Origin of the sequence: Streptomyces viridochromogenes, assembly GCF_001270495.1 — a bacterium.
GTDB lineage: Bacteria > Actinomycetota > Actinomycetes > Streptomycetales > Streptomycetaceae > Streptomyces > Streptomyces viridochromogenes_A.
Genome location: NZ_LGUR01000228.1, coordinates 47,625 through 60,614, shown reverse-complemented (window position 1 = coordinate 60,614; position 12,990 = coordinate 47,625). Strand labels below are relative to the sequence as shown.

Genomic DNA, 12,990 nt, shown 5'->3' with positions numbered 1-12,990 from the left:
CGGCGGGGGCGGCGGGCGGGGGCTGGTTTCCGTAGGGGCCGCCGGCGAAGGAGTTCTGCTGCCCTGGGATCTGCCCCGGGGCCTGCCCCGGGAACTGCCCTGGGGCCTGCCCCGGCATCTGCGCGCCGGGCGGCAGATAGCGCACCCGCCCTGCCTGGTCGGTGATCGGCATGAACCCGGCGGCCTGGAGGCGCGCCGCGAACTTGGCGTTGCGCTTGCGGGTCACGGCGAAGCCGATGCCGACGATCGCCATGAAGAACGCCCAGGTGAGGAACGCGGCGACCCAGGCGGAGCCGTCCCCGCCGAGCCGCAGCCCGAGGATCACCGCGCCGATGGTGAGGCCGATGGCCGCGTAACCCATCCGCTTCTCGGCGTTCTTGCCGGTGAGGTCGAAGTTGATGCGGGCCTTGAGCAGTTCGAAGGCGTCGGGGATCAGGGGCGGTACGGAGACCCCGTCGCCGGCGTTCGGATACTGCGCCCAGTTCTGCGCGGCGCGGGCCCGGGCCTGGGGGCTCGGGTCGGGCGCGATCAGCATGACGAGCGCGTTGTTGCGACTGCCGCTCTGCCTCACGTCCATGTACTCGTACCCGAACTGCTGGGCGATGAAGGCGAGCGTGGCGAGCTTCTTCACCGAGGCCAGGGGGCTGGTGAGCTCGACCGGCTCCCCGCTCGCCATCAGCTGCAGCATCTTCTGCACTTGGCGCTTGCTCATCAGTACCCCGCTCCCCCTACGGCCACCCAGGCCCGCCCGGCCACATGGGGCCGCCCCGTTCACTTCCGCAACGCGATCAGTGTTCCACGGGGGTCTGACAGTCGGGAACCTCGGTCGGTGGGGTTCACGGGATCTTGGGGGAGCCTTGCCACGGGGACGATGTGTCTGGTGCCGTTTTCCGTTCTGTCGGTCACCGCCGGGTGTATCGGGCCACTGTGTACGCGGTTGGGCCGGTGAGCCCTGCCCCTGTGCCGTCGAGCATGTCCAGGACCTCGAAGCCGGTGCCCTCCCTGGGCCACACCGAGGAACCTCCTGACGAGTCGCCTGCCGCACCGCTCGTCCGCTGACGTTGCCGTCAAACAACGCAGGGGTCCCGCTGGAAAATTCCAGTGGGACCCCTGTCATTTCACCCTCTATTCGCTTGGCGTCGAATCCGGCCACTCTGGCGAGAACCGCTTAATTACCGGGTTATCGGCCAGTCCAGAGACATTTTCCGCCAGACAGGCATGCACCTCTCGCAGAAAGTCGCCGAAAGCACCCACAAGCCCTTCCCGTTCCACGGAGACCCGCCACTGATGCTTCGAGGACGTAATTTCAACTAGACCATCCTCGCGCCGCAAGCGGATGACTTCATCATCTTCCGTGAAACCGATCGCTGCATCCTCTCCTGACGAGAGTCGGCTCATCGCGTGACAGAGAGAAAGGGATAGATCGACGAGGGTTACATGCCCCTCCCCGCCGGCCAGTGCTGCCACAAGCTGCTCTCCCCGCTGACGCTCACCTACATCCACTCCGTCCTCAAGTCCGCCCTGGAACACGCCGTCCGCGAGGAAGAGATTCCGCGCAACGTCGCCCGCAACGTCCGCACCGGCACCCCACGCCCCCGACGCTTCGAACTCCTCACCGCCGAAGAAGCCCGGCAATTCCTCACCGCCGCCCAGGACCACCGGCTGCACGCGCTGTTCGAACTCGCCCTCCACACCGACGGTGTCACCGACCTCGTCTACCGGTCCGACACGTCGGGCAAGCTCCAGCTCCGCAAGGGCATCGCCGCCTCCGGAGGGGGAGTCGGTCTCGCCTCCCTGGGCAACGCCGGGAGTTCGGCCGGAGGTGCGGACAGCGAGTACGGCGCCGCCGGCTGGGCGGTCAGCGACTTCCCGCTGCTGATGGGCACCCCGGACGCGAACGGCGACGCAGGCACCACTCCCGATATCTGGGGTGTGCGGTCCGACGGATCGGTGCGCTTCTACTCGGGCGGCCCGAGCACTGTCGTTCCCGGGTCCGGCACGGAGATCATCGCTCCGGCGAGCTACTGGCGGACGCGCATCGCGATCGGGTGACGCGGATCCCTGGCCGCCGGTTCACGACACCGGCGGCCAGTCCCCGCTACCTGGCGTGGGTACGCCTCTTGCGCCCACCGTCCGGCCACAACTGCGGCTTTCTCTTCGCCGCCAGATCCTCGGCCCACCCGAACCACACGATGCAGCTTCCGATGAGCACCCAGGTGAACGCCAGCACCGGCCACGGGCTCTCCAGGAGCCAGGAGAAGTGCATCCACATCACGTCGATGCCCCACAGCTGGTCCCACATCGTCGCGGCGATGAGGATGCAGGTGTTGTGCCAGAGGTAGATCGTCACCGCGCGGGAGTTGAGCAGGGTGATCAGCCGGTCCCAGCGGCGCAGGCGGCGGGGCCACTCGGACCAGGACGGACTGATGTGCAGGAGCAGCAGCACCGTGCCGAAGGACCACAGGGCCTGGGCCAGCGGCATGCTGTCCAGGTCGTTGCCCTCGCCGAAGTCGTGGTTCAGGGCGTACCAGAGCCCGACTGCGGCGAAGATCGGCGCGACGGAGGGCACGACATAGCGCGGCAACCGCCGCAGGATGCCCTCCTGGTGGGCCATGCCGAGGATCCAGCAGGCGCCGAAAGTGCTGAAGTCCGTGAGGGCGGAGGGGATCCGCTCGCCGGGGAGGTTGAGGTAGCCCTGTTCGAAGGCCGCCGACAGCGCGAGCGGCGCGAGGAGCGTGACCAGCGGCATCGCGCGCAGGGCCTTCAGCAGGAACGGTGAGAGCAGGACGTACCAGAGATAGGCGCGGATGTACCAGAGCGGTCCCGCGAGGTCGGTTGCCCAGTTCTCACCGATGAAGCCGTGGATGCCGGGGAGGCCTTCGGCGTACGGCGGGTCGCTGAGCGGGACGACCCAGTAGGCGAGGTGGATCCACCACCAGCCCGGGTGACCGTCCGCGTCCGGGCCCCAGCCCTGGATCACCATGCCGGTGACGCCGACCACGCCCAGCAGCCACAGCGGGGGCAGGAGGCGACGTATGCGGCTCCTGATGACCTGTACGGGCGGGCGCTTCAGGGAGCGGGCCATCAGGTTGCCGGCCAAGGCGAACATCACGCCCATGGAGGGGAACACCAGGGGCAGCCAGGCCCAGCCCGTCAGGTGGTAGAGGACCACGCGAAAGAGGGCGAGGGCGCGCAGGAGGTCGAAGTAGCGGTCGCGTACCGGGGCTTTGCGGGCCGGCTCGGACGTCTCCGCCTGGACCGGGGCCGGTGCGTCGGACGGCGGAGCGGTCGCCGGTGAGCGAGGGTTCATCGGACCGGCCTCTCGTCCATGATCTGCCGACGCTGGGCCGGAACGGTCGGCGGGGCGGACACCCCGCCCTTGCGCCGCAGCTTCTGCCAGCGCAGTCGGCCGCCGGTGAGGGCGGTGATCCAGGACTGGAGGAGGACGACGTACATGAGCTGGCGGTAGAGGATCTGCTGGAGCGGGAGCGAGATGAGCGGGGTCAGGGGCTCGCGGTCCAGGACGAACGCGTAGGCCGCACAGACCACCTGGATGGCGAGGACGCCGAACCAGGCCAGGATCGTCTTCTCCGTGGGGCCGAAGATCAGGCCGTAGATGAGGAAGACGTCGATCAGCGGGGCCAGCAGCGGTGCCAGAACCATGAAGAGGGACACCAAGGGCAGGCCCACCCGCCCGAAGCGGCCCGAGGGGCCCCGGTCCACGAGCGCCTTGCGGTGCTTCCAGATCGCCTGCATGGTGCCGTAGGACCAGCGGTAGCGCTGGGACCAGAGCTGCTGGACCGACTCGGGGGCCTCGGTCCAGGCCCGGGCCTTCTCGGCGTACACCACGCGCCAGCCGTCGCGATGGATCGCCATGGTGATGTCGGTGTCCTCGGCGAGGGTGTCGTCGCTCATGCCGCCGACCCGTTCCAGGGCCGAGCGCCGGAAGGCTCCGACCGCGCCGGGGATGGTGGGCATGCACTGCAGAACGTCGTACATACGGCGGTCCAGGTTGAAGCCCATCACGTACTCGATGTGCTGCCAGGCGCCGATGAGGGTGTCCTTGTTGCCGACCTTGGCGTTGCCCGCGACCGCGCCGACGCGCGGGTCCGCGAAGGGCTGGACGAGTTCACGGACCGTGGACGGCTCGAAGACCGTGTCGCCGTCCATCATCACGATCAGGTCGTAGCGGGCGTTCGCCATGCCGCGGTTCAACGCCGCGGGCTTGCCCGCGTTGAGCTGGCGGACGACGCGGACGTTCGGCAGCCCCATGGACTCCACCAGGCGGGCCGTGCCGTCGCTGGAGCCGTCGTCGATGACGATGATCTCGATGGGGTGCTCGCTGCGCATCAGGGACCGCACGGTGTTCTCGATGCACTTGGCCTCGTTGTACGCCGGAACCAGCACCGAGACCGGTTCGGTGACCGGGGCGTTCGGGCCCCAGCTGAAGTCCTGGCGGCGGGTGCGGCGGGCGTGCATCGCGGACAGCAGCAGCATCAGCCCGAAGCGGGCGATGACGAGGGAGCCGATGGCGGCGAGGCCGACGACCAGAATCGCCGTGACGTTGTCGGAGGCGCCGACCAGGACGACCCATGCCTTGCCCTTCCACAGGTCGAGGCCGGTGACACGGGTGTGCGCGCTGGGGGCGTTCAGGGCCTCGGTGAGGTTCTGGAACTCGTAGCCCTTCCCCTGGAGTCGGGGGATGAGCCGGTCCAGCGCCTGGACCGTCTGGTGCCGGTCGCCGCCGGAGTCGTGCATCAGGACGATCGCGCCCTTGCCGGGCTTGGGCGTGGAGTTGCGGATGATGGCCTCGACACCCGGCTTGCGCCAGTCCTCACTGTCGGTGTCGTTGACGATCGTGATGTAGCCGCGGCTGCCGATGTACTCGGTGACCGGCCAGGAGTTGTTGTCCATGTTCTCGGACTTGGACGAGTACGGGGGCCGGAACAGGGAGCTGCGGATGCCGACCGCGCCCGCGAGCGCGAGCTGGTTCTGGGAGAGCTCCCAGTCGACGCGTTTCTTGGACTGGTAGGAGAGGTCGGGGTGGTTGAAGGTGTGCAGACCGATCTCGTGCCCCTCGTCCACCATGCGCTGGACGAGGTCCGGGTAGCGGGAGGCCATCGTCCCGGTGATGAAGAAGACGGCGTGCGCGTCGTTCCGCTTCAGGACGTCCAGGACCTTCGGCGTCCACTCGGGGTCCGGGCCGTCGTCGAAGGTGAGGACCACGCTGTTGTCCGGTACGCCCAACGTGGCGGGGTCGCCACCGCGGGTGTCGATGACGGGGCCGCCCTTGAGGATCTCCTGCGGCACCTTGTCGTTTGCCGCGGCGGGCCGTACGCGGTAGTCGGCCAGGATCTCGCTGTGGACATACCCCCGCAGCATCAGCATCGCCATCAACGCGACGAGCACGAGACAGGGCAACAACAGGCGCATGGGCACGCGGCGGCGCCGGGAGCCGTCGGGGGCCCCCTTCGCGGGCCCGTGACGGCGGGTGCGGGATGCCATCAGAGGGTGTACTCCGGGGACGGGGCAGGGGCGGCGACGGTGTCGACCGGCTCCTGCGCGACGGGCGACGGGTCGCTCGGACCGTCGGCGACCGTGCCGGTGCCGGGTTCGTCGATGGTCGGGGTGTCGGTCGGCTCCTCGGTGGGGCCGCCGCCGTCCGTCGGGGTCGGGTCGGGGTCGGTCACGGTGGGTTCGACGGTCGGATCGGGGTCCGGGGTGGGGTCCGTGTCCGGGTTCGTGGTGGGCTTCGTGGCGCTCGGCTTCGGGTCGGCGGACGCTCCCGGGTCCTCGGCGCCGGCCGACGCGCCGGGCGCGGTCGCGTCGGCGCCCGGGGACGCGGTCGTACCGGGGTCGGCCGTCGGCGAGGTCCCCGGCGAGACGTCGCCCGTGCCGGAGGACACCGGTGCCGACTCCGCGGGCAGCGGCGGGGTGTCGACCTGGCCGGCCGGCTGCTCCTTGGGGCCTTCCACGGGCAGCCAGGGCGCGTCGGAGTTGCCGGACAGCACGGTGGCGACGATGACCACGGCGTAGACGGCGCAGGCGAGGGCCACGGCCATGCCGATCCGGCGGAAGCGGCGGCTGCGGCGGCCCGACTCGTCGACGAACACCGGTCCGTCGGAGCTCTCGCCGCCGCCCGGGGCGTCCTTGGCCGCGCGCAGCATGTTGTCGAGCTGTACGCCTACGCCGTCGAGTTGGACGGTGACCTCGTGCGGATCGTGGGTCGCGCCGGGCCGCACGGACTCCTCCGGCTCCTCGGGCTCGCTCCACGGGTCGCGGGCGGGGAACCCGCCCTCGTTCCTCCGGGCCGACGGCCGCTCGAAGGCCGACCAGCCGTCGGTCCCCCCGACCGCCGGAAGCACCGCGGTCTCGTCGGCGTCGGAAGCGAACCCGGACGCGGACCCGGACCTGGGCGCGGGCGCCCCGGGACCGCCTCTCAGGACCTCTGTCTCGTCGGCGTCCCAGGACGCACGCCGGCCACCGTGGTGTATCTCCGTCTCCCTTGTTTCGGATCGGGAGCGATGGCCCTGACCGGGCACACCAGGCACGCCGACCACCCCGGTCGCCGGGAAGGCCTGGGTGTCACCCCGGGAGCCCCCCGCGGAAGAACCGCCTCCGGAGCCCGATGCACTCTCGGGCCACTCCGGTTGGGCGTCTTCTCGCCACTTCTTCACGCGCACGCACATCCCCCCACGGGACCGTTCCGGGTGCGCGTACGACTCTGAGCACTCGTCGTCGTACCGAGCCCCCACCCGGCCGAGCGCCCCCCATTACCACATCGTGCTCAGGGCAAGAATGTAGCGCACGCGGAGGTTTCGTGGTTGCCGCGTGTCAATTGTGCGCGCCCATGGTGGCCGAATCGATGGCCGAAACCCACCCGTCCGGGGGCCTGCGCAGCCAGCCCTCCTCGGCCGTGACCTGGGCAGCAGCCCGTCGAAGGGCGTCGAACGCGGGGTGCGCCAAGCCCTTTCGCCACACCAGCGAAACAGGTGACAGGGGCACCGGATCGATCAAGGGACGCAGCACGGTCCGGGGCATGGCCGGAAAGTCCACGACGACGAGGACGGGGGTCCGCGTCTTGGCCATGATCCGCTGGAACTCCTCGTCCCCCACGGCGAGCGGAGCCGGCGCCGCGACCTCGATGCCCCGGCCGTCGAACAGCCGGTGCGCGAGATCGGTCCACTCCGGCGTACGGGGGTTGCCCGCCCCGGCGTAGACGGTCTGCCCCGCGAGGGCGGCGAGCGGCACCGCGTCCAGCGCCGCCAGCTGATGGTCCTCGGGGAGCAGGATCGCCATGGGCTCGTAGCGGACCGGCTGATGGTCGAGGTCCGCCCGCAGCGCCGGGTCCAGCCCCGCGAACCGGCCGAAGGACGCGTCCAGCCGGCCCGCGACCATCTCGCCGGCCGCCCAGGTCAGGCCGCTCTCGTAGCGGGCCATCAGCTCGTGTTCGGGGGCGAGTTCGCGGGCCCGGTGCAGGACGCGGCGCGGGGTGCCCAGCCCCGGTGAGTTGAGGTCCACCAGCAGGGCGCGCGCCTGGCCGAAGGCGGCGAGCAGATCGTCCTGGGCCTGGAGGGCTCGGCGCGCGTACGGCACCAGCCGTTCACCGTCGGCCGTCAGCGTGACCTGCCGGGTCGTCCGTACGAACAACTCGGCACCCAACTCCCGCTCCAGTCGCCGTATGTCCCGGCTGAGCGCCTGCTGGGCGACGTACAGCCGTGCAGCGGCACGCGTGAAGTGGAGCTCCCCCGCCACGGCGAGGAAGGCGCGCAGGAGGCGGGGGTCGAGGTGGGCGGGAGCGGGACCGGACGCGGGAGCGGGCATGTGGGGAACCTACAACTCAGCCACGCCTTACAACACAGATGCGTGAATCCGCGCCGAGCAGGTGTTGGACCCCGTGATCCACTCCGGGCGACGGTGGATCCATGCCGCAACCGCCTTCCACGAAAGCACCGAACACCCTGAACACCCCGAACGCCCCGAACAGCCTGAATGCCTCAAACACCCATAACACCCATGGCGCCCCGAACGCCCCTCTGCTCACCGTCACCGCCGACACCCTCGTCGCCGTCGACTTCGGGGCCCGCACGAGGAGCCGCCCGCCCGGCCCGTACCGGCGGCTCTTCGCCCACCCCGGCACGCGCGCCTTCACTCTCGCGAACCTGGTGGCCCGCCTGCCCATGGGCATGTTCAGCGTGAGCGCGGTCGTGATGATCGCCGGCACCCGGGGCTCGTACGCCCTCGCCGGCGCCGTCACCGCGACCGGCCTCGCGGCGACCGCGCTGGTCGCCCCCTGGACCGCGCGGCTCGTCGACCGGTACGGACAGGCCCGGGTCGCCGTACCCGCCACGCTCGCCGCGGCGCTGGGCAGCCTCGCGCTGCTGCTGTGCGTGCGCTACGACGCCCCGGCCTGGACCCTCTTCGCCGCGTACGCCGCCACCGCGACCACCCCCAACACCGGCGGCATGTCCCGCGCCCGCTGGGCCCATCTGCTGAAGGGCGACGCCGAGTCCCTGCACACCGCGAACTCCTTCGAGCAGGCGGCCGACGAGCTGTGCTTCATGCTGGGGCCGGCACTGGCGGCCTTCCTGTGCGGGACGTTGTTCCCGGAGGCGGGGACGCTGGTCGGGGTGGTGCTCCTGGTGGCGGGCGTGCTGGCCTTCGCGGCGCAGCGGTCGACCGAGCCGCCGACGCCGCCCCGGGACCCCACGGGTGTGCGCGACCGTACGGCCGTGAAGTCGCCGTTGCGCGCCCCCGGCATGCCCCCGCTGCTGGCCGTCTGCCTCGCCATGGGCGCCGTGTTCGGGGCGACGGAGGTCGTCACCCTCGCGTTCGCGGACGCACAGGGCCACCGTACGGCGGCGGGTGCGGTGCTCGCGCTCCAGGCGGCCGGGTCCTGTGCGGCGGGCCTGCTGTACGGCCGGCTCAGGCTCTTTGGCCCCGCCGAGCGCCGCTACCCCTGGTGCATAGCGGCGATGACCGCGCTGCTGACGCTGCCCCTGCTCGCCGCGTCCCTCACCGGCTCGCTCGCCCTGCTGGCCGTCGCCCTGCTGGTCGCCGGCATGGCCACGGCCCCGACCATGATCACCAACATGGCCCTGGTGCAGCGGCGCACCCCGGACGGCCGCCTCAACGAGGGCATGACCCTCGCGGTGACCGCCCTGCTCGGCGGGATCGCGTGCGGCAGCGCGGCCGGAGGCTGGGTAGTGGAGCACCTTTCGCCGGCCGCCGCCTACGGAACACCGCTCACGGCAGCGGCGGCGGCACTGCTCATCGCCCTCGCGGCAACGCCCTGAAGGAGCGCGAGGCAGGAACCATTCCCGCGCCGCCCCATTGACTCACCCTCAGGCCGCACATACCTTCGCCAGTCGAAGCGCTTCGACGTTGTTGATCGAAACGATTCGACAGGACCAGACGCGGTAAGGGACCCCCACATGAAGTTCACCGACGGCTACTGGCTGCTGCGCGAAGGCGTCACCGCGGCCCACCCCGCCGCAGTCCTCGACGTCACCGAGTCGGACGGCGCACTGGAGATCCACGCGCCGACCCGGCCCATCCGCACGCGCGGCGACCTGATGACGGGACCCGTCATGACGATCAACGCCCACACGCCGATGCCCGACGTCATCGGACTGACCCTGACGCACTTCAGCGGCGAGCAGCCCCGCGGCCCCGAGTTCGAACTCACCGAGTCGGCGGAGCCCGCCGCGCAGATCTCGTACGACGACGAGCACGCGACCCTCACCTCCGGCGCGCTCTCGGTCCGCGTCGCCCGCGCCGGCTCCTGGCAGGTCGACTTCCTGGCCGGCGGCCGCACCCTCACCTCCAGCGGCCCCAAGAGCATGGGCATCATGCGGGACGCGAGCGGGGCGCACTATCTGCGCGAGCAGCTGCGCCTCGGTGTCGGTACGTCCGTCTACGGCCTCGGCGAGCGCTTCGGCCCGCTGGTGAAGAACGGGCAGGTCGTCGACATCTGGCAGGCCGACGGCGGCACGTGCAGCGAGCAGGCGTACAAGAACGTGCCGTTCTTCCTGACCGACGCGGGCTACGGCGTCTTCGTCGACACCCCGGGCAAGGTCTCCTTCGAGGTGGCCTCGGAGGTCGTGTCCCGGGTGCAGTTCAGCGCGGAGACACAGGAGTTGACGTACTACGTCATCTACGGCCCGACCCCGAAGGACATCCTCCGCAAGTACACGGCCCTGACCGGCCGCCCCGCCCTCCCGCCCGCGTGGTCCTTCGGCCTGTGGCTGTCGACGTCCTTCACGACGTCGTACGACGAGGAGACCGTGACGTCGTTCGTGGACGGTATGCGCGAGCGCGAACTGCCGCTGTCCGTCTTCCACTTCGACTGCTTCTGGATGCGCGAGTTCAACTGGTGCGACTTCCAGTGGGACCCGCGCGTCTTCCCGGACCCGGAGGGGATGCTGGCCCGGCTGAAGGCGAAGGACCTGCGGATCTGCGTCTGGATCAACCCGTACATCGCGCAGCGCTCCCCGCTGTTCGCGGAGGGCAAGGCGCTGGGGTACCTGCTGAAGCGGCCGGACGGGAGCATCTGGCAGTGGGATCTGTGGCAGCCGGGCATGGCGCTGGTCGACTTCACCCTCCCCGCCGCCCGCGACTGGTACGCCGCCAAGCTGGAGGCGCTGCTCGCGCAGGGCGTCGACTGCTTCAAGACCGACTTCGGCGAGCGGGTGCCGCTCGACGTGGCGTGGTCCGACGGCTCCGACCCGGAGCGGATGCACAACTACTACACGTACCTCTACAACCGCACCGTCTTCGACGTGCTGCGCAAGCACCGGGGCGAGGAGGAGGCGGTGCTCTTCGCGCGCTCGGCGACGGCCGGCAGCCAGAAGTTCCCGGTGCACTGGGGCGGCGACTGCGAGGCCACGTACGAGTCGATGGCGGAGTCGCTGCGCGGTGGTCTCTCGCTCGGACTGTCCGGCTTCGGCTACTGGAGCCATGACATCGGCGGCTTCGAGGGCACGCCGACGCCCGCGCTGTTCAAGCGCTGGCTGGCGTTCGGCCTGCTGTCCTCGCACAGCAGGCTGCACGGGTCGTCGTCGTACCGGGTGCCGTGGCTGTTCGACGAGGAGTCGGTGGACGTGGCCCGCCAGTTCACGCACCTCAAGCTGCGCCTGATGCCCTACCTCTACGAGGCCGCCCGCACCGCCCACACCGAGGGCGTGCCGATGATGCGGGCGATGGTGCTGGAGTTCCCGGACGACCCCGGCTGCGCGCATCTGGAGCGGCAGTACATGCTCGGCCCCGACCTGCTGGTGGCCCCCGTCTTCAGCGACGAGGGGGAGGTGACCTACTACGTCCCCGAGGGCACCTGGACCCACTTCCTCGGCGGGCGGACGGTGACCGGCCCGCGCTGGGTGCGCGAGCAGCACGACTTCACCAGCGTGCCGCTGCTGGTCCGGCCGGGTGCGGTGATCCCGGTGGGCGCGGTGGACGACCGGCCCGACTACGACCATGCCGACGGGGTGACACTACGGGCGTACGGCTTGGAGCGGGGCGAGCGGCGGACGGTGCGGGTCGGGGACGTGGTCTTCACGGTCGCACGGGAAGGGGACACGCTGCGGGCGTCCTGCGGTGACCCGGCCGCGCCCTGGGGGCTGGCTGCGGGCGGGCGGGAGGCCCGGGCGCAGGCGGGGACCGGGTTTCTCTCCCTGGAGCTGGGCTGATGGTGAAGATCACGGATGTGGCGCGGCACGCCGGTGTCTCCCCCAGCACCGTGTCGTACGCGCTGAGCGGCAAGCGCCCGATCTCCGCGGAGACCCGGCGCCGCGTCGAGGAGGCCGTCCGTCGGCTGGGCTACCGCCCGCACGCCGGCGCCCGCGCCCTGGCCGGCGGCAGGTCGAAGGTGCTGGCGATGGTGGTGCCGCTGCGGGCGGGCATCAACGTGCCGGTGGTGATGCGGTTCGCGGTGTCGGCGGTGACGACGGCCCGGCGCTACGACCATGACGTGCTGCTGCTGACCCAGGAGGAGGGCGAGGAGGGGCTGCGGCGGGTCGTGGACATGGCGTTGGTGGACGGGCTGATCGTCATGGACGTGCAGCTGGACGATCCGCGCCTGGCACTGTTACGCGGCCTGGACCGGCCGTCGGTGATGATCGGCTTCCCGGCCGATTCGAAGGGCCTGACCTGCATCGACCTTGATTTCAAGGCGGCGGGTGAGGCGTGCGTGGAGCATCTGGCGCGGCTCGGCCACCGGGTGGTGGCGCTGGTGGGGTCGCCGCCGGAGGTGTACGTACGGGGGACGGCGTTCGCCCAGCGGGTGGTGCAGGGCTTCACGGCCGCCGCCGACCGGGGACGGCTCACCTCCGCCGTCCACCCGTGCGAGCCCACGCCCGCGGCGGCACGCGCGGTCGCCGCACAACTGCTGCGGGAGCAGCCCGCGTTGACCGGCGTCGTCGTCCACAACGAGGCGGCCCTGGAGCCGCTGATCGACGCGTTCGAGGAGCTGGGGCTGCGGGTGCCGGCCGACCTGTCGGTCACCGCGATCTGTCCGGACGAGCTCGCCGCGTCGCTGCGGGTGCCGGTGACGTCGATCGCGTTGCCCGCCGACGAGGTGGGGGCGCGGGCGGTGGAGCTGCTGATGAGGAAGCTGGACGGAAAGCCCGTACCGGAGGCGACGTCGCTGTCGCCGAGGATGACGGAACGGGGGAGCACGGCACAGCGGGCGGTCGCGTGAACTGTCGCTGATCGTGGTGCCGGGTGGGGGGCCTGTGTGCTGTACTTGGACGCGGAGAGGGCGCCGTCCGGGACCTGAAGCTGTACTCAGGCGGATGCCCCCACCAGAGCAGGTGGGCCCCACCCGGAGCGGCTAACTCCGAGCAGGGCCCGGCTCACTGGGAGCCTGTCGGATGTCCCCAGGCCGTGTGGGGATATCCGGCTACCTGGTGAGCCACCAGAGCAGCCACCTCCTCGCGTGCCGCGCCGCTCGTTCCGGCAAGAGCCGGATCAGCCGCATGACGAGAGTCGGTT

At 70.8% G+C, this 12,990-nt stretch carries 9 protein-coding genes and 1 pseudogene; 4 read left to right on the top strand and 6 right to left on the bottom strand.

The genetic code is table 11. The annotated features are described in order from the left end of the window. Window positions 1-712, bottom strand: a 712-nt coding sequence (locus ADK36_RS33305; protein ID WP_053200112.1) for a hypothetical protein, incomplete at its 3' end; no start/stop codon positions are given. 413 nt (window positions 713-1,125) lie between these two features. After that, the gene (locus tag ADK36_RS49140) at window positions 1,126-1,398 is read right to left on the bottom strand and encodes a hypothetical protein (protein WP_159391226.1); all 273 of its coding nucleotides are present in this window, start codon (window positions 1,396-1,398) and stop codon (window positions 1,126-1,128) included. Between the two features lie 51 nt (window positions 1,399-1,449). On the opposite strand from ADK36_RS49140, the pseudogene ADK36_RS48310 reads away from it, so the two are divergent. After that, window positions 1,450-1,695: pseudogene (locus ADK36_RS48310) on the top strand (site-specific integrase); the annotation flags it as partial. A gap of 403 nt (window positions 1,696-2,098) precedes the next feature. Here the strand turns inward: ADK36_RS48310 and ADK36_RS33295 are convergent. The 4 genes from ADK36_RS33295 to ADK36_RS33280 form a co-directional block, all read right to left on the bottom strand. After that, window positions 2,099-3,310, bottom strand: a complete 1,212-nt coding sequence (locus ADK36_RS33295; RefSeq protein ID WP_048586217.1) for an acyltransferase family protein — start codon at window positions 3,308-3,310, stop codon at window positions 2,099-2,101. After that, window positions 3,307-5,505: a bifunctional polysaccharide deacetylase/glycosyltransferase family 2 protein gene (locus ADK36_RS33290; RefSeq protein ID WP_048586216.1), complete on the bottom strand. Its 2,199-nt coding sequence runs from the start codon at window positions 5,503-5,505 to the stop codon at window positions 3,307-3,309. The genes ADK36_RS33295 and ADK36_RS33290 overlap by 4 nt, the downstream gene beginning before the upstream one ends. Continuing rightward, complete coding sequence (locus ADK36_RS33285; protein WP_053084764.1) at window positions 5,505-6,365, bottom strand: hypothetical protein; 861 nt, start codon at window positions 6,363-6,365, stop codon at window positions 5,505-5,507. Before ADK36_RS33285 ends, ADK36_RS33290 begins: the two co-directional genes overlap by 1 nt. A 469-nt stretch (window positions 6,366-6,834) precedes the next feature. Next, on the bottom strand, window positions 6,835-7,824 hold the full coding sequence (locus ADK36_RS33280) for a LysR family transcriptional regulator (RefSeq protein ID WP_048586215.1): 990 nt from the start codon (window positions 7,822-7,824) through the stop codon (window positions 6,835-6,837). 101 nt (window positions 7,825-7,925) lie between these two features. On the opposite strand from ADK36_RS33280, the gene ADK36_RS33275 reads away from it, so the two are divergent. The 3 genes from ADK36_RS33275 to ADK36_RS33265 all read left to right on the top strand — a co-directional run bounded on the left by ADK36_RS33275 (window position 7,926) and on the right by ADK36_RS33265 (window position 12,697). Further along, a complete protein-coding gene (locus tag ADK36_RS33275) occupies window positions 7,926-9,296 on the top strand; it encodes an MFS transporter (RefSeq protein ID WP_078942599.1) in 1,371 nt (456 codons plus the stop codon). A gap of 138 nt (window positions 9,297-9,434) precedes the next feature. Further along, on the top strand, window positions 9,435-11,687 hold the full coding sequence (yicI, locus tag ADK36_RS33270) for an alpha-xylosidase (RefSeq protein WP_053200104.1): 2,253 nt from the start codon (window positions 9,435-9,437) through the stop codon (window positions 11,685-11,687). After that, entirely contained in the window at window positions 11,687-12,697 is a 1,011-nt protein-coding gene (locus tag ADK36_RS33265; RefSeq protein WP_199830298.1) for a LacI family DNA-binding transcriptional regulator, read from the top strand. The genes yicI and ADK36_RS33265 overlap by 1 nt, the downstream gene beginning before the upstream one ends. Window positions 12,698-12,990: the final 293 nt, after the last annotated feature.

What these genes read in the sequence shown, in the direction of transcription:
- ADK36_RS33265 (WP_199830298.1), top strand. Translation starts at nt 11,687, where the DNA reads ATGGTGAAGATCACGGATGTGGCGCGGCACGCCGGTGTCTCCCCCAGC.
- ADK36_RS33280 (WP_048586215.1), bottom strand. Translation starts at nt 7,824, where the DNA reads ATGCCCGCTCCCGCGTCCGGTCCCGCTCCCGCCCACCTCGACCCCCGC.
- ADK36_RS33295 (WP_048586217.1), bottom strand. Translation starts at nt 3,310, where the DNA reads ATGAACCCTCGCTCACCGGCGACCGCTCCGCCGTCCGACGCACCGGCC.
- yicI (WP_053200104.1), top strand. Translation starts at nt 9,435, where the DNA reads ATGAAGTTCACCGACGGCTACTGGCTGCTGCGCGAAGGCGTCACCGCG.
- ADK36_RS33290 (WP_048586216.1), bottom strand. Translation starts at nt 5,505, where the DNA reads ATGGCATCCCGCACCCGCCGTCACGGGCCCGCGAAGGGGGCCCCCGAC.
- ADK36_RS33275 (WP_078942599.1), top strand. Translation starts at nt 7,926, where the DNA reads ATGCCGCAACCGCCTTCCACGAAAGCACCGAACACCCTGAACACCCCG.
- ADK36_RS49140 (WP_159391226.1), bottom strand. Translation starts at nt 1,398, where the DNA reads ATGAGCCGACTCTCGTCAGGAGAGGATGCAGCGATCGGTTTCACGGAA.